Origin of the sequence: Marinifilum sp. JC120, assembly GCA_004923195.1 — a bacterium.
GTDB lineage: Bacteria > Desulfobacterota > Desulfovibrionia > Desulfovibrionales > Desulfovibrionaceae > Maridesulfovibrio.
Map to the genome: position 1 here is coordinate 23,059 of RDSB01000010.1, position 23,044 is coordinate 46,102.

Below are 23,044 nucleotides of genomic sequence, written 5' to 3' on the forward strand. Positions count from 1 at the left end.
TTATCCTTCCAGGGCTTTGGCAGTACCACCTGCCTTTGTAATCTTTTCAGTCGCAGATGCGCTGAAGCGGTGAGCTTCGATGGTGACAGCAGCACTTACTTCGCCCATGCCGAGAACTTTTACCAAAGCACCTTTTTTGCAAAGGCCTCTTTCGTAAATGTCTTCGAGGGTTATTTCAGCTTTGCCTTCGAAGGCACCAAGAACCTGACCAACGTTAAGAGCTACATACTCTTCACGGAAGGGATTCTTGAAACCGCGCTTAGGCAGACGACGAGCCAGAGGCATCTGACCACCTTCAAACCAGGCGGGGACACCGCCGCCGGAGCGGGCGTTCTGTCCTTTATGACCCTTACCGGAGGTTCCACCCCAGCCAGAGCCACCGCCGCGACCTACGCGCTTGCGATTTTTGCGTTCTTCTTCGAACGGATATATTTCGTGCAGCCTCATGATTCTGTTACCTCCACAAGGTGCTCAACTTTTTTGATCATTCCTCTTACGACGGAATTATCTTCAAAGCTTTTTTCCTGTCTGATCTTACGCAGTCCCAGCGCCTTAACAGTAGCGCGCTGTTTGGGATTACATCCGATCATGCTGCGAACGAGTTTTACCTTAAGCATAACTATGTCTCCTACTTTCTGGGAGTCACAACTTTCTTCCCGCGGAGCTGAGAAACTTCATCAGCACTGCGAAGGGAAGCAAGTCCGGCGATAGTCGCGCGAAGGACGTTATGCGGGTTGTTGGTGCCGATAGCCTTAGTAAGGATATCGTGTACGCCTACAACTTCAAGTACCGCACGCACGGGACCACCGGCAATGATACCGGTACCCTTGGAAGCGGGCTTGAGCATTACGCGTCCTGCACCGTAACGGCCGAGAACTTCGTAAGGAAGAGTTCCGTCCAGCAGAGGAACGGTGATCATTTCTTTACGGGCTTTCTCTGAAGCTTTTCTGATTGCTTCAGGAACCTCGTTAGCCTTACCAAGTCCGAAACCGACCTGACCTTTACCGTCACCTACCACAACCAGGGCACTGAAGGAAAACCTTCTACCACCCTTAACAACTTTTGCTACTCGGTTGAGGTAAACGATTTTTTCAATCAGACCCAGATCATTCTGTTCCATGGATATTCCCATAAGTTTAGAATTTCAGGCCACCCTCACGAGCGCCGTCTGCCAGGGCCTTGACCCTGCCGTGATAGATATAACCGCTACGATCGAATACAACTGTTTCGATCTTAAGTTCCTTAGCTTTGGCGGCAATATCTTTACCGACCTGAGCTGCGGTCTCGCAAGTGAGCTTCAAGGCTTCACCATCTTTAGCGAGAGCCTTGGAGGAAGATGCGGTCACGGTTTTGCCAATCAGATCATCTACGAGCTGAGCGTAGATGTGCTTATTTGAACGGAATACAACAAGACGCGGGCGAACTGCAGTACCGCTGATTTTCTTGCGGATGCGGATCTTTTTGCGCTGTCTTGCCTGTTCTTTAGTCATTTTCATGGCTTTACCCTACTATTTACCGGACTTACCGGCTTTACGTCTGATCTGTTCATCAATGTACTTGACGCCCTTGCCTTTGTAAGGCTCTGGCGGACGTACACGACGAAGCTGCGCAGCAACTTCACCGACCAGCTGCTTATCTACGCCGCTGATGGTGAGTTTGGTGTTGCCTTCTGCGTTAGCTTCGATTCCAGCAGGCAGTTCATAGTTAACGGGGTGCGAGAAACCAACGTTAAGAACGATGTTCTTGCCCTGTACGTTAACCTTATAACCTACACCGACTACTTCCAGAGTCTTGGAGAAGCCTTTGGAGACTCCTTCAATGCAGTTGGAGAGCAGAGAACGATGAAGGCCGTGCTGAGCACGTTCCTGACGGGAATCGCCAGACCTCTTCACCTCGACCGCATTATCAGCGACAGTGAAGCTGACCATGGGGTGTACCGGGGTGGTGATGGTACCTTTGGGGCCCTTTACGGAAACCACGTCAGCACCAACAGTTACTTCCACTCCGGAAGGTATATCAATAGGTTTTTTTCCAATTCTGGACATATTAAAACCTCTCTACCAGATTTCGCACAAGAGTTCGCCGCCAACGTTAAGCTCTGTCGCTTTAACGCCGTCAACTACGCCCTTTGAAGTGGAAAGTATGCAAATCCCAAGTCCATTGAGAACTGCGGGAATATCTTCAACGCCTACAAACACGCGACGACCGGGTGTGCTGATTTTCTTCATGCCACTAATAAGGGCTTTTCCATCAACATACTTAAGGGTGACGTTAATTTCATTGTCTTCATTTGTGAAGTCAACAATGTAACCTTCATCCTTAAGAATCCCAGCGATAGCTGTTTTGATCTTGGACCCGGGAATGGTCACGGTCTTGTGATAAGCACCGTGAGCATTACGAATGCGGGTCAGCATATCGGCGATAGGATCGACAACAGGCATTTTAAACTCCTTATATTACCAGCTGGCTTTACGCACGCCGGGAAGTTCACCCGCAAGGGCCTTTTCCCTGAAGCAGATACGGCAGATGCCGTACTTCCGCAGGAATGCACGAGGACGACCGCAGATGGGGCATCTGTTATATTCGCGCACTTTGAACTTAGGCTTACGTTTCGCCTTAACTTTTAAAGCTGTCCTGGCCAAAACGATATCCTCCTATTTCTTGAAGGGCATACCAAGAAGCTCGAGGAGCATCTTGCCTTCTTTATCAGTTTTAGCAGAGGTGACGATAGTCACGTTCATCCCTTTGGTGATCTCGATTTGATCGAGCTGAATCTCAGGAAAGATAGTCAATTCCTTGATTCCGAGGGTGAAGTTACCGCGACCATCGAAGCCTTTGTCAGGGATGCCGCGAAAATCGCGTACGCGAGGAAGTGCAAAGCTGATCAGCTTGTCCAGGAAGTCCCACATGAGTTCTCTACGAAGAGTTACACGGGAACCTACAGGCATTCCTTCACGCAGCTTAAAAGCTGCAATTGACTTTTTAGCTCTGGTGACAACTGCTTTCTGACCAGCAATAGCGGTCAATTCAGCAACAGCACCGTCGATGAGCTTAGCGTTTTGGCTTGCTTCACCGAGTCCGATGTTAAGTGAGATTGCCTTGATACCGGGAATCTCCATCGTACTCTTGTACCCGAACTCTTTATTAAGAGCCGGGGCGACCTTGTCCGTATATATTTTTTCGAGACGTGTCATCGCAAAACCCTAGTCGATGATTTCGTTACATTTTTTACAAAAACGGATGTTTTTTCCGTCTTCGGTCTCACGAATTCCAACTCTGGTTGCTTTTGTGCAAGCGGGGCACACAACCTGGATGTTAGAGATGTGAATAGGGGCTTCTTTCTCAACAATACCGCCGGGCTGGTTGGCATACGGATTAGGCTTTGTGTGCCTGGAAACCATATTAACCTGCTCGATAAGGACTACGTCCTTTTTGCGGTTGATCTTAAGGACCTTGCCGATCTTCCCCTTATCCTTGCCGGCGATGACCATTACTTTGTCATCAACATGTATCTTGTTCATGCCGTTTACCTTCTTATGATAAGGATTACAGAACCTCAGGTGCCAGAGAAACGATCTTCATGAACCCGCAGGCTCTGAGTTCTCTAGCTACGGGCCCGAAAATACGGGTCCCTACTGGGTCACTTGAGTTATTAAGAAGAACGGCAGAGTTATTGTCGAACTTGATGTAAGAACCGTCAGGACGACCAATTTCTTTCTTGGTACGAACAACGACTGCCTTCATCACAGCGCCCTTCTTCACTTTGGAATGGGGCATCGCTTCCTTAACGGAAACTACAATAATGTCTCCGACACTGGCGTAGCGTCTCTTGGAACCGCCCAGTACCTTGATGCAAGATACTTTCTTGGCACCAGAGTTATCCGCTACGTCAAGTTTGGATTCTACCTGAATCATAGCTAATACCCCTAAACTGCTTTTTCCAGAATTTTATCGAGATGCCACCTTTTGCGCCGGCTAAGGGGGCGGAATTCAACAATCTGCACCTTATCGCCGATACTGCATTCATTAGCAGGATCATGTGCCATGAATTTGGTGTGGCGACGGATGTATTTTTTATACAGGGAGTGCTTCACGAGGGTCTCAACACGAACAACAATAGTCTTGTCGCTCTTGTCGGAGACAACCACGCCGGTCAGCACACGTCTGTTTCCTTTCAGATTAAGCTCTGCCATGGCTTATGCTCCCAGTTCCTTTTCACGCTGCACGGTGAGGATCTTTGCAATGTCTCTTTTGACATCGGACAGTCTCTGGGTGTTTTCCAGCTGTGCAGTAGCATGCTGGAAACGAAGGTTGAAAAGCTCCTGACGGGCTTCTGCAAGCTTCTCATTCAGAGCAGCGTTGTCGAGTTCACGAAGTTCGTTGGCTTTCATTTTACAATCCCTCCTTAACTACAATAGTAGTCTTGACAGGAAGCTTGTGAGATGCACGGACCAAAGCTTCTTTGGCCAGTTCAATGTCAACGCCTTTCACTTCGTAGAGAATGCGACCGGGTTTAACCGGGGCAACCCAACCGACCGGGGCGCCTTTACCTTTACCCTGTCTGACTTCAGCAGGCTTGGCAGTGATAGGCATGTCAGGGAAAACCCTGATCCATACCTGACCGCCACGCTTAATGTGACGCATGATAGCGACACGAGCTGCTTCGATCTGGTTGTTGCTCAGTTTTCCGTGTTCCAGAGTCTTGATTGCAATATCGCCGAAAGCGATAGTGGAACCGCGCTGAGCTTTACCTTTCAGGCGACCTTTCTGACGTTTACGGAATTTAACTTTCTTAGGTGATAGCATTACTGGTCCACCTCGTGGTCAAGAATTTCACCTTTGAAAATCCAGACCTTGATGCCGATGACACCATAGGTGGTATTAGCTCTAGCTACACCGTAATCGATGTCAGCTCTGAGAGTCTGAAGAGGTACGCGGCCATCGCGGTACCATTCGGTACGTGCGATTTCTGCACCGGCAAGACGGCCGGCACAAGCGACTTTGATACCCTCTGCGCCGAACTTGCGAGCGAGGCCCACAATGCGCTTCATAGCGCGACGGAAAGCCACACGGCGCTCAAGCTGCTGAGCAATGTTCTCAGCAACGAGCTGCGCGTCGGTTTCGGGACGGCGAATTTCATTGACTTCAAGAGCGAATTCTTTATTGAATTTTCTACGAAGATCTTCACGAAGCTTCTCGATCTCTACACCTTTGCGGCCGATAACAATACCGGGACGTGCGGTGTGAATGATCAGACGGATTTTACCGCCAGCGCGCTCAATCTCAACTTTAGAGATACCAGCGTGGAAGATCTTCTCCTTTACATATTTACGAATGCTATCGTCTTCGAGGACGAAAGCGGGATAGTCCTTACTGGAGAACCATCTGGAAAGCCAGTTCTTGGTGTATCCAAGTCTGAAACCGTATGGATGTACTTTCTGACCCATGACACTACCCTACAATTCTTTTACTACGACGGTTATATGGCTGGTGCGTTTACAAATACGGTACGCACGCCCCATAGCCCTGGGCTGAATTCTCTTCCAGGTAGGACCTTCGTCAGCTTTGACGACGTCTACGTAAAGAGAGTCAACATCCACTCCGGGAATCTGTTCAGCGTTAGCAACTGCAGAATACAGTACTTTGCTGAGCATATCAGCACCCTTTTTGGGGGTGAATTTCAGAATGTTGAGGGCTTCCTCAACAGGCTTTCCCTTGATGTTTTCCGCTACCAAGCGCACTTTCCTAGCGGAAATGCGCATATATTTTGCAATAGCTCTTGCTTCCATTGCTCAACCCTTCTAGCGTTTGGCCTTGCTTTTCTTGTCTGCTGCGTGGCCGTAGTAAGTACGAGTGGGAGAAAATTCACCCAGCTTGTGTCCTACCATGTTTTCGGTCACAAAGACAGGAATAAACTTACGGCCATTATGTACTGCGAAGGTCAGACCTACCATTTCAGGAATGATAGTGGAGCGACGGGACCAAGTTTGGATAACCTTACGGTCTCCGGAGTCCTGAGCTTTTACGACCTTTTTAAGCAGATGATCGTCAATAAACGGGCCTTTTTTCAATGATCTTGGCATTACAGTCTCCTACCTCTGCCCGCGGCGTTTAACGATGAGCTTGGAAGAAGGTTTCTTCTTACTGCGGGTCTTGTATCCCTTAGCAGGCATGCCCCAAGGAGAACAGGGGTGTCTACCACCGGAACTACGACCTTCACCACCACCCAAGGGGTGATCGATGGGGTTCATAGCAACACCACGAACTTTAGGTCTACGACCAAGCCAGCGATTACGTCCAGCCTTACCAATGGTAATGTTTTCGTGATGGATGTTACCAACCTGACCTACAGTTGCACAACAAGCTGCGAGCACCTTGCGGACTTCACCGGAAGGCATACGCAGAAGAGCATATTTGCCTTCTTTAGCGATGAGCTGCGCATAGGTTCCGGCTGCGCGGCAGAACTGGCCGCCTTTTCCGGGATGCAATTCAATATTATGTACGATGGTACCAACAGGAATGTTCTTAAGCAGGAGAGCGTTGCCGGGTTTGATGTCGGCCTTTTCACCAGCAAGAATCTGGTCACCCTTGTTGAGTCCTACAGGACAAAGGATGTAGCGTTTTTCACCGTCTGCATAGTTAAGCAGAGCGATGCGTGCGCTTCTGTTAGGATCATATTCGATTGAAGCAACAGTTGCGGGTACTTCCACTTTATTACGTTTGAAGTCGATAATACGGTACAATCTTTTGGTACCGCCACCACGACGACGGGAAGTAATCCGGCCGTTATTGTTTCTACCGGCCGTCTTGGTCAGTCCCTTAGTAAGAGACTTTTCCGGAGTAGACTTGGTAATCTCCTCAAAGGTGGAGATAGTCTGGAACCGGCGACCAGGGGAGGTCGGCTTCAGCTTACGAGTAGCCATCTCTTAAACTCCTTCGAAGAATTCGATTTTTTCGCCCGCTAAAAGCTTTACGTAAGCTTTTTTGTAGCCGGACAATTTACCGACAACACGGCCGAACTTTCTGCGAAGACCGGGTCTTTTACGTACGATGCGTACGGAATCAACCTTTACATCAAAAGCGTTTTCAACAGCTTTTTTGACTTCAGTCTTGTTGGCAGAAGGCAGCACATAAAAAGCGACCTGATTAGAGGACTCTTTAATGTCAGTGGCCTTTTCCGAAATGACCGGTTTGATAAGAATCTGAGTATAGTCCATGACTATTTTAACCTCTCCTGCAGATCCTGTGCTGCGTTCTCAAGCATTACAACCTGACGATGTTTCAGAATGTCATAAACATTCAGCTGATCGGCAGAGATGAGCTTGATGCCAGGGATATTCCTCGCAGAAAGGAGGAGTTTAGAATCGGCATCCTTGACAATAATTAAGGCTTTGTACAGTCCGAGAGACTCAGCTACTTCAGCGAAGAGTCTAGTCTTAATCTCGGGAAGGTCGATGGATTTCACAACCATCAGCTTTTCTTCGCTGAATCTGGAAGTGAGAGCCATTTTAAGTGCCAGACGGCGGACCTTTTTATTTACCTTGAAGGAGTAGTCGCGGGGCTGGGGACCGAAAGTAGTTCCACCACCACGCCACAAGGGTGAACGGGTAGAACCTGCACGAGCACGACCGGTGCCTTTCTGGCGCCAGGGCTTTGCACCACCGCCACGTTTCATACCACGAGTTTTCGTAGCATGAGTACCTTGACGTTTGGCAGCAAGCTGAGAGCGTACTACGAGGTGCAGGATTTCGGGCTTGACCGGAACTTCGAAGATTTCCGGAGCAAGATCCATGCTCCCTACTTCCTTTTTCGTTTGATCATATATAGTTATGGTAGCCATTTTTTATTCCTCTAGCTGGTCTTGCGGATCATCACCAGACCGTTCTTAGGACCGGGAACCTGTCCCTTGACCACGAGAACGTTTTCGTCGGTGCGAACGTCTACGATTTCAATGTTGGAAACAGTAACGCGCTCATTACCCATCTGACCGGGCATTTTTTTGCCTTTGAATACTTTGCCAGGGAAAGTAGCGTGGCCGATGGAACCAGGAGAACGGTGTACCTTTTCAGCACCGTGAGAAGCACGGGAACCAGCGAAGTTCCAACGTTTCATTACACCCTGGAAACCTTTACCTTTGGAGGTGCCGGTAACTTTTACCTTTTCACCTGCGGCAAAGATGTCCACGGAGATTTCCTGGCCCAGTTCGTATTCAGCTACAGTGTCAAGGGGAAACTCACGAAGGTGACGGAAGTAGCCTTTGCCGGCTTTTTCCTGATGACCTTTCGCAGGCTTATTAACCTTGCGCTCGGGAAGAGCGTCGTAGCCGAGCTGGATGGCGTTGTAGCCTTCCTTCTCTTGGGTCTTAACCTGCATAACAGGACAAGGACCTACTTCGAGAACAGTGACGGGCACAACAGAACCATCGTCTGCGAAGACGCGGGTCATGCCCAGTTTTTTACCGAGTAATCCGATAGTTTTTGCCATGTTGAATCCCTCCCTTACAGCTTGATTTCAACGTCAACACCAGCGGGCAAGCTAAGCTTGCCGAGTGCGTCAACGGTCTGCTGGGTGGGTTCAAGAATATCAAGCAGACGCTTGTGGATTCTCATCTCAAACTGCTCACGAGACTTTTTGTCTACGTGCACAGAACGCTGTACAGTTGTACGGCTGATCTGTGTGGGCAGCGGGATGGGACCTGCGATAGCAGCGCCGGTATTGCGGGCAGTATCCACAATCTCAGTAACTGCTTTATCAAGGATACGGTAATCGTATGCCTTGAGCTTGATCCTGATTCGATCACTAGTCATAGAAACCATGTTAATTTCTCCTAATTGAATTCAGAGATGGCCTTGTCAACTTGCAACAGTAAGAAGGAGCGTGAGGTTATCCTTCCGGGCCTGGTATGGTCGTCCGGCCAGCATGCCAAACCTTATACCTGATCTCTGTGGTTTCACGGGCGGTTCCCGTAAAAAATAAGAACCTCCCGAACTCGTATGAGGTCCGGGAGGTATATTGCTTTTTCAGCACTGCTGTCAAGCTTAATTCAGATAAAAATTAAATTTTGTTTAATTTTTATTGATCAGCTCTTCAGCGATAGAAGCAGGAACAGGCTCATAATGATCAAACTGCATGGTGAAAGTAGCACGACCCTGAGTCTTGGAGCGGAGGTCGGTTGCGTAACCGAACATTTCGCTCAAAGGCACGTCGCACTTAACAACCTGTGCGTTTGCACGGGCTTCCATGGAGCCGACACGACCACGGCGACCGTTAAGGTCACCCATGACGTCGCCGAGGTACTCTTCAGGAGTAACAACTTCAACAGACATGATGGGCTCGAGAAGCTGCGGAGCAGCTTTCTTAACCGCTTCTTTAAGAGCCATAGAACCGGCGATGTAGAACGCCTGTTCAGAGGAGTCAACATCATGGTAAGAACCGTAAGTCAGAGTAGCCTTAAGGTCTACGAGCGGGAAGCCGGCGATAACACCGTTCTTCATTGCATCGTGCATACCACGGTCAACTGCAGGAATGTATTCTTTCGGAATTACGCCGCCTTTAATCTCGTCGCAAAACTCGTATTCACTTTCTTTGTTGGGCTCGATGGTAACAACAACGTGACCGTACTGACCACGACCACCGGACTGCTTGGCGTACTTGTGATCAACTTCCACCTTCTTGGTGATAGTTTCACGGTAAGCAACGCGAGGCGCACCGACGTTTGCGTTAACATTGAACTCGCGCAGAAGGCGGTCAACAATAACTTCAAGGTGAAGCTCACCCATACCGGAAATCAGAGTCTGACCAGTTTCCTCGTCACCTTTGACGCGGAAAGAGGGGTCTTCCTTGGCAAGCTTGCCAAGGCCCTGACTGAGGAGATCGCGGTCAGCCTTAGTCTTAGGCTCAATAGCAACCTCAATTACCGGCTCAGGAATGTCGAGTGATTCGAGAACCACTGCGTTCTTCTGCTCACAGAGAGTGTCACCGGTAGCCATGTTCTTAAGACCAACAGCAGCTACGATGTCACCGGCGTATGCTTCTTTGATTTCCTCACGCTTGTTAGCGTGCATCTTCAGCAGACGACCGATACGCTCTTTTTTACCAGTTGCGCCGTTAATAAAAGTAGCACCGGATTCAATTTTACCGGAGTACAGACGCAGGAAGGTAAGGTGACCGACGAAGGGGTCAGTCATGAGCTTGAAGGAAAGAGCTGAAAGAGGCAGGTCATCGTCACAAGGACAAGGAATTTCCTCGTCACTGTGAGGATCAGTACCGACAATCGCAGCAATATCCAGAGGAGAAGGAAGATAATCAACAACAGCGTCAAGCAGAGGCTGAACACCTTTGTTCTTGAATGCGGTACCGCAAAGAACAGGGCAGATGGTCAGGTTGATAGTCGCTGTGCGGATACCTTTGATAATCTCTTCGGGGGTGAGTTCTTCACCGCCGAGGTACTTATCGAGAAGCTCTTCGTCTTCTTCGGCAATCGCTTCGATCATCTCAAGACGCATGGCCTCATATTTATCCATCAAGTCAGCAGGAATTTCCTCAATTGAGTAGTCCTTGCCCATAACGTCGGTGTAGACGAAGGCCTTACCAGTAATAAGGTCAACTGCACCTTTGTATTCGTCTTCAGCTCCGATGGGGATCTGAAGAGGTACTGCTTTAGCACCCAGACGGTCCTTGAGCATTTCCACACAACGGAAGAAGTCTGCTCCGATACGGTCCATCTTGTTAACGAAAGCCATACGGGGAACTTGATATCTGTCAGCCTGACGCCATACGGTCTCAGACTGGGGCTCAACACCGGCTACTGCGTCAAAAACGGCAACTGCGCCGTCAAGTACGCGCAGTGCACGTTCAACTTCCATAGTGAAGTCAACGTGACCGGGAGTATCAATAATGTTGACGCGGTGATCTTTCCACATACAGGTAGTGGCAGCACTAGTGATAGTAATGCCACGTTCCTGTTCCTGGACCATCCAGTCCATGGTGGCTTCGCCATCATGAACTTCACCGATCTTATGAGAAACACCTGTATAGAAAAGAATGCGTTCAGTAGTGGTAGTCTTACCCGCATCAATGTGGGCCATGATACCAATGTTACGCTGTTTATCTCTTGCAACCTGTCTAGGCACTTTGTACTCCGATTACCAACGGTAGTGAGCAAAAGCCTTGTTGGCTTCGGCCATACGATGGGTGTCTTCCTTTTTCTTAACAGCACCACCACGCTTATTGAAAGCGTCGAGGAATTCACCGCTAAGGCGGGCAACCATGCCCTTCTCGCCTCTGGAACGAGCCTGGTTGATCAGCCATCTGATTGCCAGGGAAACCTGACGCTCTGGGCGAACTTCAACGGGCACCTGATAAGTAGCACCACCTACACGGCGGGACTTAACTTCCACGTGGGGCTTAACGTTTTCCACTGCCTTTTCAAAAGCCTTGATAGGATCTTCCTGGGTTTTGTCACCGAGGAATTCAAGAGCTTGATAGAATATATTTTCAGACACACTCTTCTTACCGTCGAACATGAGTCTATTCATGAACTTGGTTGCAAGCTGAGAGCCGTATACCGGATCGGGAAGAATCTGTCTTTTGGGTACCGGACCTTTACGAGGCATATTGGTTACTCCTTGGAATTAAATGCTATTTAGGACGCTTTGCGCCGTACTTGGAACGACCCTGACGACGATCTGCAACACCAGCGGTGTCGAGAGAGCCGCGAACGATATGGTAACGAACACCAGGTAAATCTTTTACACGACCACCACGGATCAGTACCACGGAGTGTTCCTGAAGGTTATGACCTTCACCACCGATGTATGCAGTAACTTCGATGGCATTAGTCAGACGCACACGAGCGACCTTACGCAGTGCGGAGTTAGGCTTCTTAGGGGTTGTGGTGTACACGCGAGTGCATACGCCACGGCGCTGGGGGCAGGCCTGAAGCGCAGGAGTCTTCTTACGCTTGAGCTGCTTTTCACGCCCTTTTCTTATAAGCTGATTGATGGTTGGCATGAACCCTCCAAATTAAGTTTTATTACAAAGACCGACGCAGTTAGACTAATATTTCACAATTTGTCAAGAACAAATTGTGAAATATATCTCCGTTGTCCTTAAGTCAGGCTGCAACCACCTGCTCTGTGGACCGGGTCTGCGTACTGGCGCCAGCACTATCTTTCGTTAACGAGCAGCGGCTCTTCTTCAAGTTCTTCAAGGAACTTATCAGCACGTTCAGGCTGGTCGGGAACAATAATGTCAGTACGTGCGTACTTACGGAACCCGGTACCGGCCGGAATGAGTCGACCAACGATAACGTTTTCTTTCAAGCCGCGCAGGTAATCCTTCTTGCCGCAAAGTGAAGACTCGGTAAGAACCTTGGTAGTCTCCTGGAATGAAGCAGCAGAGATGAAAGAGGCGGTTGAAAGTGAAGCCTGAGTAATACCGAGAACATGAGTCTGTGCGGTAGCAGGCTTAAGTCCGTTAGCAACAGCATCCTGGTTAGTTTCCATGAAACGCTGCTTGTCCACCTGTTCGCCCACAAGAAAATGGGTCTCGCCGGGATCAACGACGCTGACCTTCTTGAGCATCTGGCGGACAATAACTTCGATATGCTTATCGTTAATTCCAACACCCTGGAAGCGGTAAACGTCCTGAATTTCCTCAACCAGAAAGCGTGCGAGAAATTTCTCACCCTTGACTTTAAGGATATCGTGCAGTTCGGGCAGACCTTCTGTCATCAGGTCACCGGCTTCTACGAAGTCGCCTTCCTGTGCAGTGATATGACGGCCCTTGGGCACGAGGTATTCTTTAGTTTCGCCTACTTCAGGGGTAACAACAATTTTGCGCTTGCCTTTGGATTCAGGTCCATAGGAGACCACACCATCAATCTCCGAAATGATTCCAAGTTCCTTTGGTTTGCGCACTTCAAACAACTCCGCAACTCGAGGAAGACCACCAACGATGTCCTTGGTCTTTGAGGTTTCGCGAAGCTTACGTGCGATAATGTCACCAGCATTGATAACATTACCCTCTTTAACCATCAGAATCGCGCCAACCGGCAGCGGATAAACCGCTTTCAGGCTGGATCCGGGACGGTTCAGGGGTTCCCCGTCTTCGCCGCAGATGGAAATTGATGGTTTGAAGTTAGTGGTACGGTATTCCTGGATTGTGTAAGTAGCCTGTCCTGTGGCTTCATCAACACGTTCCTGGAAAGTTTTACCTTCAACAAGGTCGGTAAACTTAACAGTACCGGTTACGTCAGTGATGAAGGGCTCTGCAAGAGGATCCCACTCGGCTAGCATAGTACCTTGTGTGATCTGCTGCCCTTCTTCAACGTAAAGTTTTGCACCAAGGGGAAGAACGTACTTTTCACGCTCCCTGCCCTGCTCGTCCACAATACCGATTTGGCAACTCTTACCAAGAACCATCTGGTTCCCTTCAGCGTTACGGACGGAGCGCATGCGGTTCAGGACTACGGAACCGTTATGCTGTGCTTCAAAAGATGACTGCTGAATTTCACGACTAGCAGTACCACCAATGTGGAAGGTACGCATTGTCAGCTGTGTTCCCGGTTCACCAATGGACTGCGCGGCGATGATACCTACGGTTTCACCTACGTTTACAACGTGACCCCTTGCGAGGTCGCGGCCGTAACACATAGCGCAGATACCGTGCTTTGCACGACAGGTCAACGGGGAACGGACAATCATGGAGTTGATACCGTTTTCATCAATAATTCTGGCAGCTGCTTCATCAATAAGTGAATCAGCAGGGACAAGAATTTCACCGGTATCTTCCTTGACTACATCGTGAATGGTCACGCGGCCGAGAACTTTCTCAGCCAACCTTTCCTTGATTTCACCACCCTTAATATAGTGGGTAAGTTCAAGGCCATCGACTGTGCGGCAGTCGTGATCAGCAATGGTAACATCCTGAACAACGTCAACCAGACGACGGGTAAGGTAACCGGAGTTCGCTGTTTTCAGCGCAGTATCCGCGAGACCTTTACGAGCACCGTGAGTAGAAATAAAGTACTGAAGAACGGACAGACCTTCACGGAATGATGAAGTAATCGGTGTTTCGATAATTTCACCGGAAGGTTTAGCCATCAGACCACGCATACCTGCGAGCTGACGCATCTGGTCCTGGTTACCACGAGCACCGGAGTGGGCCATCATGAAGACCGGGTTAAAAGAGGAGTTATCTTCCTTTTTACCAGTCTTGGGATCGACCATGACGTCGGTGGACATTTCGTTAGTCATCTCAGTTGAAACGTCGTTGGTTACTTTGGTCCAAACGTCGACAACCTTGTTGTACTTTTCAGTACGGGTGATGATACCTTCGCGGTACTGGGATTCAATGTCTTCAACTTCGGCGTATGCATCCTCGAGCAGTCCGGCCTTTTTGGCGGGAATGGTCAAGTCCTTAACACCAATGGTAATAGCGGCACGGGTTGCGTGCTCGTACCCAAGGTCTTTAAGACGGTCACAAAGAATGACCGTAGCCTTGCTGCCTGCGGTGCGGTAGGCACTGGAAACCAGCTTGGCAATGTTCTTCTTGGTCATGACCACGTTCGCGAACTCATAGCCCATACCTTCGGGAAGCAGTTCACCCACGAGGATACGGCCGGGAGTGGTCTCAACCAATTCTCCTTCGACGCGGACCTTGATGCGTGCGTGCATGCTGACGACTTTAGCGTCCAGAGCGGCAATAACTTCCCACGGAGCGGTGAAGATCATGCCTTCCCCTTTGGAGAAAGAACGCTCGACGGTCAGATAGTAAAGACCGAGAACGATATCCTGAGAGGGGTTGATGATGGGCTGTCCGTTTGCAGGGGACAGGATGTTGTTTGAAGACATCATCAGAACACGACACTCAATCTGTGCTTCCACGGAAAGAGGTACATGAACAGCCATCTGGTCACCATCAAAGTCAGCGTTGTATGCGGAACATACAAGCGGATGCAGCTGGATAGCTTTACCTTCTACCAGAGTAGGTTCAAAGGACTGAATACCGAGGCGGTGAAGGGTCGGAGCACGGTTGAGCATGATCGGGTATTCGCTAACAACGTTGTCGAGAATATCCCATACAACGAGGTCTTCGCGTTCAACCATCTTCTTAGCGCTCTTGATGGTGGTTGCGATTTCCCTACGCTCAAGCTCTGCGTAAATAAAGGGCTTAAACAGTTCCAGAGCCATCTTCTTGGGAAGACCGCACTGGTGCAGTTTCAGCTTAGGTCCAACAACAATTACGGAACGTCCGGAATAGTCAACACGTTTACCGAGCAGGTTCTGACGGAAACGACCCTGTTTACCCTTAATCATGTCGGAAAGGGATTTCAGAGGACGACCGTTGGTACCGGTAATAGCGCGTCCACGGCGACCGTTGTCGAACAATGCGTCAACGGATTCCTGAAGCATACGCTTTTCGTTGCGGATAATAATATCCGGAGCACCAAGTTCGATCAGGCGCTTCAGACGGTTGTTCCTGTTAATGACACGACGATAGAGATCGTTGAGGTCGGAAGTAGCAAAACGTCCGCCGTCAAGAGGAACCAAAGGACGCAACTCGGGCGGAATGACAGGAACAACGTCCATGATCATCCACTGGCAGTCGTTACCGGATTCGAGAAAAGCTTCAACAATCTTAAGACGTTTGGTCAGCTTTTTCTTCTTGGTCTGGCTGCGAGTGGTCAAGGACTCTTCACGAAGTTCGTGCCTGAGTGCGAGCATATCGATCTGGGCCAGCAGTCCTTTGATGGTTTCTGCGCCCATACCCACTTCAATGGCTTCTTCGCCGTAGTGGTCGATTACCTGAAAATACTGATCTTCAGAAATGATCTGATACTGCTTGAGCGGAGTTTCACCCGGATCAAGTACAATATAAGAATCAAAGTACAAAACTTTCTCAAGGTCGGCCATGGTGATATCAAGCAGGGTACCGATCTTGGAAGGAAGAGTTTTCAGAAACCAGATATGGGCGACAGGAGCTGCAAGCTCGATGTGGCCCATGCGTTCACGTCTGACTTTGGAAGCAATAACTTCAACACCGCATTTTTCACATACGATGCCGCGGTGCTTCATGCGCTTGTACTTACCGCAGTTACACTCGTAGTCTTTTACGGGTCCGAAAATTTTAGCGCAGAAAAGACCATCTCTTTCCGGCTTGAAAGTCCTGTAGTTGATGGTCTCGGGCTTCTTGACTTCACCGAAAGACCACTCGCGGATCTTTTCGGGAGAAGCAATGGAAATCTGAATACCTTTGAGGCCACGTCCTGCGAGGCCTGCACCGGATGTTCTACGCATAGTGAACAGTTCGTCCAGACTCATTAATATACCCCTTACATGAAAAGGTTTATTTCATCGCGGGGGCCATTTAAGGCCCCCGCGTTCATTATTTTTTGTCGGCAGTTTCTTCGACTTGGTCCTGAAGCAGATTAACATCGAGGCCGAGGGACATAAGTTCCTTAACCAGAACGTTAAAGGATTCAGGCAGACCAGCTTCAAGGAAGTTATCTCCCTTGACGATCTTTTCGTACATCTTAACACGACCGGTTACGTCATCGGACTTGACGGTCAGGAACTCCTGAAGCAGGTAGGCTGCGCCGTATGCTTCAAGTGCCCATACTTCCATCTCCCCGAGACGCTGACCACCGAACTGGGCCTTACCGCCAAGAGGCTGCTGGGTAACCAGAGAGTAAGGACCGGTGGAACGAGCATGAATCTTTTCATCAACAAGGTGATGCAGCTTGAGGATGTACATTACGCCGACGGTTACGCGGTTGTGGAACGGATCCCCGGTACGGCCATCATAAAGAGTGACCTTACCGTCTTCGCCAATTCCGGTCTTGCCAACCAGATCCCAGATTTCTTCTTCGGTTGCACCGTCGAAAACCGGGGTTTTGGTGACCATACCTTCGCGCGCCTTGTTAACTGCCAGTCTGAAGTCTTCATCATCCAGTGAATCAATAAGCTCGTAAACATCTTCGGATTCAAAGGTGTCTTTGATTTCCTGACGAATTACGCCGAGGGCTTCACCGTTATCAAGCATAGTGGCAAATTTCTGCCCAAGAGCAAGAGCGGCCCAGCCGAGGTGGGTTTCCATGATCTGGCCGATGTTCATACGTGAAGGAACACCAAGAGGGTTCAACACTATGTCCATGGGAGTACCGTTATCAAAGAACGGCATATCCTGTTCGGGCAGAATGTTAGAGACAACACCTTTGTTACCATGACGGCCAGCCATTTTGTCACCAACGCTGAGCTTACGCTTAACAGCAATGTAGACTTTGACCATCTTGATTACGCCCGGGGGCAGATCGTCACCTTCGGTAACTTTTTCGCGCTTCACATCATAAATACCTTTGATGATGCGAATCTGCTTATCGTATTCAGCGAGCAGCTGTTTAACTGCTTCGTTGGTTTCTTTATCTGAAAAGAGTCCGCCCAGCTTCTTGAGAGGTACTTCAGCAAGGATTTCATCGGTAATGATATGTCCTGCTTCAGCAAGTACCTCACCCTTTCTGCGACCCATAAGGGTCTGGGCGATCTGCTTGTTAGTTACAACTTCCGCAATTTTAACGCGGGTTTTATTGGTCAGGGATTCGATGTGCTTGCTTTCTTTCATATCATGTTTGGCAAGCTCGAAATCCTCAATATTTCTAGTACGATCGTCCTTGTCACCGGAACGACGGTTGAAGACTTTAACGTCTACGATAGTACCTTCAATTCCCGGCGGAACCTTGAGAGATGTGTTTTTCACATCACGAGCCTTATCACCGAAGATAGCGCGGAGCAGCTTTTCTTCGGGGGTAAGCTGGGTTTCACCTTTGGGAGTGATCTTACCAACGAGTATGTCGTCGGGAGCAATGCGCGCACCGAGGCGGATAATACCGCACTCATCAAGGTTGCGGAGCATGTCTTCACTCACGTTGGGAATATCGCGGGTAACTTCTTCGGGTCCAAGCTTGGTGTCACGGGCGACCAGTTCAAATTCCTCGATGTGAACCGAGGTGAACACGTCTTCCTTGACTACGCGCTCGGAGATGAGAATGGAGTCCTCAAAGTTGTATCCACACCAAGGCATAAACGCTACGAGCAAGTTCTTACCAAGAGCGAGCTCACCATCTTTGATACCGGGACCGTCAACAAGGACATCGCCTTTTTTGACAGGGGTTCCGATAGGCAGACGGGGACGCTGACCGTAGCAGGAACTCTGGTTGGACTTGTGCCATTTCTGAAGCTCGTAGTGCTTTACTCCGCCGGTATCAGGATAGATACCGTCATCGTAACGAACCACAAGACGCTCAGCATCGACATAATCGATGATACCGTCATTCTCAGCGAGAACACAACTACCTGAATCCTGAGCAACGTTTGCTTCCATGCCGGTACCAACCAGAGGCTGGGAGGTCTTCAGCAGAGGAACAGCCTGACGCTGCATGTTGGAACCCATGAGTGCGCGGTTCGCATCATCGTGTTCCAAGAAAGGAATCAGCGCAGCAGAAACAGATACGGTCTGGCTAGGGCTGATATCCATAAGGGTAGTGTCTTCGCGAGGATGCATGGAGACATCACCGTTAAGACGACAGGTTACCAGAGGATTACTAAATGATCCTTTTTCGTCGATAGGAGCGTTAGCCTGTGCGACTACATGCCCTACTTCGCGAGTAGCATCATAATATAAGATCTCGTCAGTCATGGTTGAATCTTTGATTGTCCGGTAAGGACTTTCAATGAAACCGAAATCATTGACCTTGGAGTAAGTAGTAAGAGAAACAATAAGACCGATGTTCGGACCTTCAGGAGTTTCAATGGGGCAGATACGTCCGTAGTGAGAAACGTGAACGTCTCGAACTTCAAAGCCTGCACGCTCACGAGTCAAACCACCGGGTCCCAGCGCGGAAAGTCTGCGCTTATGGGTCACTTCGGAAAGCGGGTTGGTTTGGTCCATGAACTGTGAAAGCTGGGAAGTCCCAAAGAATTCCTTGAGAACAGCTGCAACCGGTTTGGGGTTGATCAGGTCATGAGGCATGAGGGTGGCCACTTCCTGGAGGCTCATGCGCTCCTTAATGGCTCTTTCCATACGTACAAGACCGATGCGGTACTGGTTTTCAACCAGCTCACCAACCGGACGGACACGTCTGTTACCGAGGTTATCGATATCATCAGCAGGGCCGTGGCTATCCTTAAGCTTACAAAGAACCTTGACCGCAGTGAGGATATCCTCATTGGTCAGGGTGCGCAGCTCAAGGGGAGTCTCAATGCTCAGACGAGCATTAAGCTTGTAGCGACCAACGCTGGAGAGATCGTAGTAATCGGAACTGCGGAACAGGTTTTCAAAAAAGTTCGCAGCAATTTCAGCTGTGGGGGGGGAACTGGGGCGCAGTCTGCGGTAGATTTCAATCTGTGCGGACTCTACATCAGTAGTTTTGTCCAGCATCATGGAATCACGCAGCGCGGATGAAACCTCAGCACCTTGAGTATGGAGGACTTTAACATCCTTGATACCCACTTCAAGAATGCGTTCGAAGATCTCTTCAGTAATCTCGTCAGCAGCTTCAGCAATAACTTCACCTGTATCAGGGTCGGTAATATCACTAAAAGCGAACTGGCCTACGAGAGACTTAGGGTCAACTTCTATATATTCAACACCGCCACGGATCAGCTTCTTCCAGCCGAACTTGGTGACCTGCTTGTCGCGCTTGACGATGACCTTGCCGTCTTCGAGGCAGAGGTCAACCCATGCATTTTCCTTGCGGTACTGATTCTCAGCGACCTTACGACGTACGATATGGCGATCAATCTGGTACTCTTCTACATCATAATAGTAGTCGAGAATGTCCTGCTTGGAGAGGCCCATGGCCTTAAGCAGGACAGTCGCGGGCATTTTGCGGCGACGGTCGATACGCACATAGAGAATGTCTTTGTGGTCAAAGTCAAAATCCAGCCAGGAACCGCGCATGGGAATAATGCGGCAGCTGTAAAGGACCCTGCGGCTGGTATGTGTTTTACCGGAATCATGTTCAAATATGATACCGGGAGAACGCTGAAGCTGGTTAACGATAACGCGTTCAGTTCCATTTATAATAAATGTACCCTGCTCACTCATGAGCGGAACGGTTCCGAAGTAGATATCCTGCTCTTTAATGTCGCGGATAGTTCTGCTTTCGGTTTCCTCATCAACATCAAAGACCACGAGACGAACCTTGATACGGATAGGAGCTTCATAAGTGAGCCCCTTGGAGATACACTCATCCATATCATACTTAGGCTCGCCAATGTCATAACTGACATATTCGAGACTTGCGGTTTTGTTGAAATCTTCAATCGGAAAAACCGAACGAAAAACTCCTTCGAGGCCTACATCCGCCCTACTGGCGGGGGCTACGCCTTCCTGAAGGAATTTTTTGAAGGAATCCACTTGCAGTTCAAGCAGGTGGGGAATCGGCAGAGTGACTTTGATCTTTCCAAATATTTTTCTGAGCTGACCCATCGTATCCTCAATCAAGTGAGAAGGTTAGGGTTGGAATGAAGCAATTTGACGAACATCAACCAATAAATAGTCAGTTACAAGTCAAAAAGTACAAGATAAACGTAGGCGGCAGAACAATTTGCCTGAAAGAAATTTTTTAAAGTTTATTTTGATCGCGCTAAAAGACCCGGCTGCGCCTTTTCCGAATCCTATCAAAATAATTGATCAGGCAATTTTGTCAATCTTTTTAACAGCGAGAAGAGCGCAACCCCGTTTTACAGGGGTTTGCGCTCCTCTTGCATAAGCGATAAATTCGCCTGAATTACTTCATTTCGGCTTCAGCACCGGCTTCTTCAAGCTGCTTAAGAGCTTCTTCAGCTTCTGCTTTTTCTACGCCTTCTTTGATAGCTGCGGGAGCTTCATCAACTTTAGCCTTGGCTTCTTTGAGGCCGAGACCGGTCAGAGCGCGAACTGCTTTAATAACAGCAATTTTGTTGCCGCCAGCGCCTTTCAGGATAACGTCGAATTCGGTCTGTTCTTCAGCTTCTGCTGCGCCGCCTGCTGCGCCGGGCATAGCTGCTACTGCTGCTACGGGAGCTGCTGCGGAAACGCCGAACTTCTCTTCCAGTTCTTTGATGAACTCGGAGAGTTCGAGAACAGTCATATTGGAAATAAAATCAACTACCTGATCTTTGGTGATATCTGCCATGGAAATTTCCTCCTGGGAATATACTTTGATTTGCCTTGACTAGGCCGTTATGCAGCGTCTTTCTGATCTTTCACTGCGGAAAGAACATTCAGAAGGCCGCGAGGTACATTTGCGAGCAAGCTCACAAAGTTGGTAGGTACAGCATTCATTGTACCCAGAGTTTTGCCGAGGAGCTCTTCCTTGCTCGGAAGCTTGGAAAGCGCCTGCACGCCATCTTCGTCAAGAAATTTGCCCTCAAGGGATGCGAAACGCATTTCGAAAGTTTTGCTTTCTTTTGCGAAATCAGCAACTGCTTTAGCTGCTGCAACAGGATCATCATATCCGGTTACAACTGCGCAGTTTTCCTTGAATTTGTCAGCCAGTACTTCATGTTCAGTACCAGTAAAAGCCAACCGGGCCAGAGTGTTCTTGACTACTTGGCAATCGACACCGACATTACGCAGGTTAGCGCGGAGCTGAGTAAACTCTTCCACACCAAGGCCTTTGAAGTCAGTAACGATGGCAATACTCGCCCTTTCAGCTCTATCTTTAAGCTGCTCAATAATCTGGGCTTTTTCTTGCCTGTTCACCGTAACACTCCTAATGCTTTGACCCGGAAAGCAAGTCAAAGTGTTGTCTAAGCAGGATATTAAGGGACCATCCCTCCTGCCGTCTTCGACTAAACTTCCCGTGTATTTATACATCAAGGGCCGCCCTTACGGGCGGCCTATGACATTTTAGGACTCTGAATACTTTCTTGCGGAAAGGGGATCAATTTTGAAACCGGGTCCCATGGTGGTAGCTACGGCAACAGCCTTCATGTAGGTACCTTTCGCAGAGGAAGGTTTCATTTTGCCCACTGTTTCCAGCAGAGTTTTGAGGTTCTCAAGAAGCTTTTCAGCTCCGAAAGAAACCTTTCCGATGGGCGCGTGAAGAACACCGGCCTTGTCGACCTTGAATTCTACGCGTCCAGCTTTAAGTTCATTAACGGCTTTAGCCACATCAAAAGTAACGGTGCCAGTCTTAGCGTTAGGCATCAGACCGCGAGGTCCGAGCACACGGCCGATCTGACCGACTTTAGCCATCATGTCAGGAGTTGCGATAGCTTTATCGAAATCAAGCCATCCATCCTTAACTTTGGCAACCAAATCATCGCCACCGACAAAGTCAGCGCCAGCTTCCTTGGCTTCCGCTTCTTTTTCCCCGTTCACGAAGCAAGCGATTCTTACTTCTTTACCAAGACCGTTGGGCAGAGAAACTGCGCCGCGGATCATCTGGTCTGAATACTTAGGGTCTACGCCGAGGTTGATGGCAACATCAACTGTCTCGTCGAACTTGGCATATGCCTTATCTACAGCAGAAGCTACCGCTTGCTCGACGGTCAGGCCGAACTGCTCTGTACCTTCTGTTGCTTTTCTGTATTTTTTTCCGTGCTTAGGCATGATCTATTCCCCTTACCTATTCTGTGACTTCAATGCCCATACTGCGGGCTGTTCCCATGATGGATTTCATGGCAGCTTCAGTATCGGCAGCGGTCAGGTCGGGAGCCTTCAGCTCAGCAATTTCTTTAACCTGAGCCTTGGTTACTTTACCGACCTTGTTTTTGTTAGGCTCACCGGAACCCTTTGCAAGCTTTGCAGCTTTAAGCAGGAGGGTAGATGCCGGAGGAGTCTTGGTAATGAAGGAAAAGGACCTGTCTTGGTAGACAGTGATAATCACCGGAATGATCATGCCCTTCTGATCCTGCGTTTTAGCGTTGAACGCCTTGCAGAATTCCATTATATTTACACCGTGCTGACCGAGAGCAGGACCGACCGGAGGGGACGGGTTTGCTGAGCCAGCAGGTATCTGAAGCTTGATTTTGCCTATTTCTTTCTTGGCCATCGC

Annotated in this window: 30 protein-coding genes; all 30 read right to left on the reverse strand. The window is 49.1% G+C overall.

Features of this window, described 5'->3' with window-relative positions:
• Entirely contained in the window at positions 1-447 is a 447-nt protein-coding gene (locus D0S45_11025; protein ID TIH15199.1) for a 50S ribosomal protein L15, read from the reverse strand.
• Positions 444-617, reverse strand: a complete 174-nt coding sequence (locus D0S45_11030; protein TIH15200.1) for a 50S ribosomal protein L30 — start codon at positions 615-617, stop codon at positions 444-446. The genes D0S45_11025 and D0S45_11030 overlap by 4 nt, the downstream gene beginning before the upstream one ends.
• Before the next feature lie 11 nt (positions 618-628).
• Complete coding sequence (locus tag D0S45_11035; GenBank protein TIH15201.1) at positions 629-1,120, reverse strand: 30S ribosomal protein S5; 492 nt, start codon at positions 1,118-1,120, stop codon at positions 629-631.
• A gap of 16 nt (positions 1,121-1,136) precedes the next feature.
• The gene (locus D0S45_11040; protein ID TIH15202.1) at positions 1,137-1,496 is read right to left on the reverse strand and encodes a 50S ribosomal protein L18; all 360 of its coding nucleotides are present in this window, start codon (positions 1,494-1,496) and stop codon (positions 1,137-1,139) included.
• A 12-nt stretch (positions 1,497-1,508) separates the two neighbouring features.
• Positions 1,509-2,045: a 50S ribosomal protein L6 gene (locus D0S45_11045; GenBank protein ID TIH15203.1), complete on the reverse strand. Its 537-nt coding sequence runs from the start codon at positions 2,043-2,045 to the stop codon at positions 1,509-1,511.
• Between the two features lie 12 nt (positions 2,046-2,057).
• Positions 2,058-2,441 (reverse strand): 30S ribosomal protein S8, encoded by a 384-nt coding sequence (locus D0S45_11050; GenBank protein ID TIH15204.1) that lies wholly within the window; start codon positions 2,439-2,441, stop codon positions 2,058-2,060.
• 15 nt (positions 2,442-2,456) lie between these two features.
• A complete protein-coding gene (locus tag D0S45_11055; protein ID TIH15205.1) occupies positions 2,457-2,642 on the reverse strand; it encodes a 30S ribosomal protein S14 type Z in 186 nt (61 codons plus the stop codon).
• A 12-nt stretch (positions 2,643-2,654) separates the two neighbouring features.
• Positions 2,655-3,194: a 50S ribosomal protein L5 gene (locus D0S45_11060; protein ID TIH15206.1), complete on the reverse strand. Its 540-nt coding sequence runs from the start codon at positions 3,192-3,194 to the stop codon at positions 2,655-2,657.
• Positions 3,195-3,203: 9 nt separating this feature from the next.
• On the reverse strand, positions 3,204-3,521 hold the full coding sequence (locus D0S45_11065; protein TIH15207.1) for a 50S ribosomal protein L24: 318 nt from the start codon (positions 3,519-3,521) through the stop codon (positions 3,204-3,206).
• Between the two features lie 25 nt (positions 3,522-3,546).
• The gene (locus D0S45_11070) at positions 3,547-3,915 is read right to left on the reverse strand and encodes a 50S ribosomal protein L14 (GenBank protein TIH15208.1); all 369 of its coding nucleotides are present in this window, start codon (positions 3,913-3,915) and stop codon (positions 3,547-3,549) included.
• Between the two features lie 11 nt (positions 3,916-3,926).
• Entirely contained in the window at positions 3,927-4,193 is a 267-nt protein-coding gene (locus tag D0S45_11075) for a 30S ribosomal protein S17 (protein ID TIH15209.1), read from the reverse strand.
• A gap of 3 nt (positions 4,194-4,196) precedes the next feature.
• Positions 4,197-4,391 carry a 50S ribosomal protein L29 gene (locus tag D0S45_11080; GenBank protein ID TIH15210.1) on the reverse strand — a complete coding sequence of 65 codons (195 nt, stop codon included), beginning with the start codon at positions 4,389-4,391 and terminating at the stop codon, positions 4,197-4,199.
• Position 4,392: 1 nt separating this feature from the next.
• Entirely contained in the window at positions 4,393-4,806 is a 414-nt protein-coding gene (locus D0S45_11085; GenBank protein ID TIH15211.1) for a 50S ribosomal protein L16, read from the reverse strand.
• Positions 4,806-5,447 carry a 30S ribosomal protein S3 gene (locus D0S45_11090; GenBank protein TIH15212.1) on the reverse strand — a complete coding sequence of 214 codons (642 nt, stop codon included), beginning with the start codon at positions 5,445-5,447 and terminating at the stop codon, positions 4,806-4,808. Before D0S45_11090 ends, D0S45_11085 begins: the two co-directional genes overlap by 1 nt.
• Before the next feature lie 9 nt (positions 5,448-5,456).
• Positions 5,457-5,789 carry a 50S ribosomal protein L22 gene (locus D0S45_11095; GenBank protein TIH15213.1) on the reverse strand — a complete coding sequence of 111 codons (333 nt, stop codon included), beginning with the start codon at positions 5,787-5,789 and terminating at the stop codon, positions 5,457-5,459.
• A gap of 12 nt (positions 5,790-5,801) precedes the next feature.
• Positions 5,802-6,083, reverse strand: coding sequence for a 30S ribosomal protein S19 (locus tag D0S45_11100; GenBank protein ID TIH15214.1), 282 nt, complete (start codon positions 6,081-6,083; stop codon positions 5,802-5,804).
• 9 nt (positions 6,084-6,092) lie between these two features.
• Positions 6,093-6,923: a 50S ribosomal protein L2 gene (locus tag D0S45_11105; protein TIH15215.1), complete on the reverse strand. Its 831-nt coding sequence runs from the start codon at positions 6,921-6,923 to the stop codon at positions 6,093-6,095.
• Between the two features lie 3 nt (positions 6,924-6,926).
• A complete protein-coding gene (locus tag D0S45_11110) occupies positions 6,927-7,217 on the reverse strand; it encodes a 50S ribosomal protein L23 (protein TIH15216.1) in 291 nt (96 codons plus the stop codon).
• Between the two features lie 2 nt (positions 7,218-7,219).
• On the reverse strand, positions 7,220-7,840 hold the full coding sequence (locus D0S45_11115; GenBank protein ID TIH15217.1) for a 50S ribosomal protein L4: 621 nt from the start codon (positions 7,838-7,840) through the stop codon (positions 7,220-7,222).
• An 11-nt stretch (positions 7,841-7,851) separates the two neighbouring features.
• Positions 7,852-8,484, reverse strand: coding sequence for a 50S ribosomal protein L3 (locus D0S45_11120; GenBank protein ID TIH15218.1), 633 nt, complete (start codon positions 8,482-8,484; stop codon positions 7,852-7,854).
• Between the two features lie 14 nt (positions 8,485-8,498).
• The gene (locus D0S45_11125) at positions 8,499-8,816 is read right to left on the reverse strand and encodes a 30S ribosomal protein S10 (GenBank protein TIH15219.1); all 318 of its coding nucleotides are present in this window, start codon (positions 8,814-8,816) and stop codon (positions 8,499-8,501) included.
• A gap of 249 nt (positions 8,817-9,065) precedes the next feature.
• Positions 9,066-11,132, reverse strand: a complete 2,067-nt coding sequence (gene fusA, locus D0S45_11130; GenBank protein TIH15220.1) for an elongation factor G — start codon at positions 11,130-11,132, stop codon at positions 9,066-9,068.
• A 12-nt stretch (positions 11,133-11,144) separates the two neighbouring features.
• The gene (locus D0S45_11135; protein ID TIH15221.1) at positions 11,145-11,615 is read right to left on the reverse strand and encodes a 30S ribosomal protein S7; all 471 of its coding nucleotides are present in this window, start codon (positions 11,613-11,615) and stop codon (positions 11,145-11,147) included.
• Positions 11,616-11,640: 25 nt separating this feature from the next.
• Positions 11,641-12,012: a 30S ribosomal protein S12 gene (locus D0S45_11140; protein ID TIH15222.1), complete on the reverse strand. Its 372-nt coding sequence runs from the start codon at positions 12,010-12,012 to the stop codon at positions 11,641-11,643.
• A 155-nt stretch (positions 12,013-12,167) separates the two neighbouring features.
• The gene (gene rpoC, locus D0S45_11145) at positions 12,168-16,325 is read right to left on the reverse strand and encodes a DNA-directed RNA polymerase subunit beta' (GenBank protein TIH15223.1); all 4,158 of its coding nucleotides are present in this window, start codon (positions 16,323-16,325) and stop codon (positions 12,168-12,170) included.
• Positions 16,326-16,389: 64 nt separating this feature from the next.
• Positions 16,390-20,490, reverse strand: coding sequence for a DNA-directed RNA polymerase subunit beta (gene rpoB / locus D0S45_11150; protein ID TIH15224.1), 4,101 nt, complete (start codon positions 20,488-20,490; stop codon positions 16,390-16,392).
• 301 nt (positions 20,491-20,791) lie between these two features.
• A complete protein-coding gene (locus D0S45_11155) occupies positions 20,792-21,178 on the reverse strand; it encodes a 50S ribosomal protein L7/L12 (protein TIH15225.1) in 387 nt (128 codons plus the stop codon).
• Positions 21,179-21,225: 47 nt separating this feature from the next.
• Positions 21,226-21,747, reverse strand: a complete 522-nt coding sequence (locus D0S45_11160; protein TIH15226.1) for a 50S ribosomal protein L10 — start codon at positions 21,745-21,747, stop codon at positions 21,226-21,228.
• Between the two features lie 147 nt (positions 21,748-21,894).
• Positions 21,895-22,599 carry a 50S ribosomal protein L1 gene (locus D0S45_11165; protein ID TIH15227.1) on the reverse strand — a complete coding sequence of 235 codons (705 nt, stop codon included), beginning with the start codon at positions 22,597-22,599 and terminating at the stop codon, positions 21,895-21,897.
• A 16-nt stretch (positions 22,600-22,615) separates the two neighbouring features.
• Complete coding sequence (rplK, locus tag D0S45_11170; GenBank protein TIH15228.1) at positions 22,616-23,041, reverse strand: 50S ribosomal protein L11; 426 nt, start codon at positions 23,039-23,041, stop codon at positions 22,616-22,618.
• Between the last annotated feature and the right edge of the window lie 3 nt (positions 23,042-23,044).

Excerpts from the sequence above, each read along its gene's own strand:
- D0S45_11025 (TIH15199.1), bottom strand. The coding sequence starts at position 447 with ATGAGGCTGCACGAAATATATCCGTTCGAAGAAGAACGCAAAAATCGC.
- D0S45_11030 (TIH15200.1), bottom strand. The coding sequence starts at position 617 with ATGCTTAAGGTAAAACTCGTTCGCAGCATGATCGGATGTAATCCCAAA.
- D0S45_11035 (TIH15201.1), bottom strand. The coding sequence starts at position 1,120 with ATGGAACAGAATGATCTGGGTCTGATTGAAAAAATCGTTTACCTCAAC.
- D0S45_11040 (TIH15202.1), bottom strand. The coding sequence starts at position 1,496 with ATGAAAATGACTAAAGAACAGGCAAGACAGCGCAAAAAGATCCGCATC.
- D0S45_11045 (TIH15203.1), bottom strand. The coding sequence starts at position 2,045 with ATGTCCAGAATTGGAAAAAAACCTATTGATATACCTTCCGGAGTGGAA.
- D0S45_11050 (TIH15204.1), bottom strand. The coding sequence starts at position 2,441 with ATGCCTGTTGTCGATCCTATCGCCGATATGCTGACCCGCATTCGTAAT.
- D0S45_11060 (TIH15206.1), bottom strand. The coding sequence starts at position 3,194 with ATGACACGTCTCGAAAAAATATATACGGACAAGGTCGCCCCGGCTCTT.
- D0S45_11065 (TIH15207.1), bottom strand. The coding sequence starts at position 3,521 with ATGAACAAGATACATGTTGATGACAAAGTAATGGTCATCGCCGGCAAG.
- D0S45_11070 (TIH15208.1), bottom strand. The coding sequence starts at position 3,915 with ATGATTCAGGTAGAATCCAAACTTGACGTAGCGGATAACTCTGGTGCC.
- D0S45_11075 (TIH15209.1), bottom strand. The coding sequence starts at position 4,193 with ATGGCAGAGCTTAATCTGAAAGGAAACAGACGTGTGCTGACCGGCGTG.
- D0S45_11080 (TIH15210.1), bottom strand. The coding sequence starts at position 4,391 with ATGAAAGCCAACGAACTTCGTGAACTCGACAACGCTGCTCTGAATGAG.
- D0S45_11085 (TIH15211.1), bottom strand. The coding sequence starts at position 4,806 with ATGCTATCACCTAAGAAAGTTAAATTCCGTAAACGTCAGAAAGGTCGC.
- D0S45_11090 (TIH15212.1), bottom strand. The coding sequence starts at position 5,447 with ATGGGTCAGAAAGTACATCCATACGGTTTCAGACTTGGATACACCAAG.
- D0S45_11095 (TIH15213.1), bottom strand. The coding sequence starts at position 5,789 with ATGGAAGCAAGAGCTATTGCAAAATATATGCGCATTTCCGCTAGGAAA.
- D0S45_11100 (TIH15214.1), bottom strand. The coding sequence starts at position 6,083 with ATGCCAAGATCATTGAAAAAAGGCCCGTTTATTGACGATCATCTGCTT.
- D0S45_11105 (TIH15215.1), bottom strand. The coding sequence starts at position 6,923 with ATGGCTACTCGTAAGCTGAAGCCGACCTCCCCTGGTCGCCGGTTCCAG.
- D0S45_11110 (TIH15216.1), bottom strand. The coding sequence starts at position 7,217 with ATGGACTATACTCAGATTCTTATCAAACCGGTCATTTCGGAAAAGGCC.
- D0S45_11115 (TIH15217.1), bottom strand. The coding sequence starts at position 7,840 with ATGGCTACCATAACTATATATGATCAAACGAAAAAGGAAGTAGGGAGC.
- D0S45_11120 (TIH15218.1), bottom strand. The coding sequence starts at position 8,484 with ATGGCAAAAACTATCGGATTACTCGGTAAAAAACTGGGCATGACCCGC.
- D0S45_11125 (TIH15219.1), bottom strand. The coding sequence starts at position 8,816 with ATGGTTTCTATGACTAGTGATCGAATCAGGATCAAGCTCAAGGCATAC.
- D0S45_11135 (TIH15221.1), bottom strand. The coding sequence starts at position 11,615 with ATGCCTCGTAAAGGTCCGGTACCCAAAAGACAGATTCTTCCCGATCCG.
- D0S45_11140 (TIH15222.1), bottom strand. The coding sequence starts at position 12,012 with ATGCCAACCATCAATCAGCTTATAAGAAAAGGGCGTGAAAAGCAGCTC.
- rpoC (TIH15223.1), bottom strand. The coding sequence starts at position 16,325 with ATGAGTCTGGACGAACTGTTCACTATGCGTAGAACATCCGGTGCAGGC.
- rpoB (TIH15224.1), bottom strand. The coding sequence starts at position 20,490 with ATGGGTCAGCTCAGAAAAATATTTGGAAAGATCAAAGTCACTCTGCCG.
- D0S45_11155 (TIH15225.1), bottom strand. The coding sequence starts at position 21,178 with ATGGCAGATATCACCAAAGATCAGGTAGTTGATTTTATTTCCAATATG.
- D0S45_11165 (TIH15227.1), bottom strand. The coding sequence starts at position 22,599 with ATGCCTAAGCACGGAAAAAAATACAGAAAAGCAACAGAAGGTACAGAG.
- rplK (TIH15228.1), bottom strand. The coding sequence starts at position 23,041 with ATGGCCAAGAAAGAAATAGGCAAAATCAAGCTTCAGATACCTGCTGGC.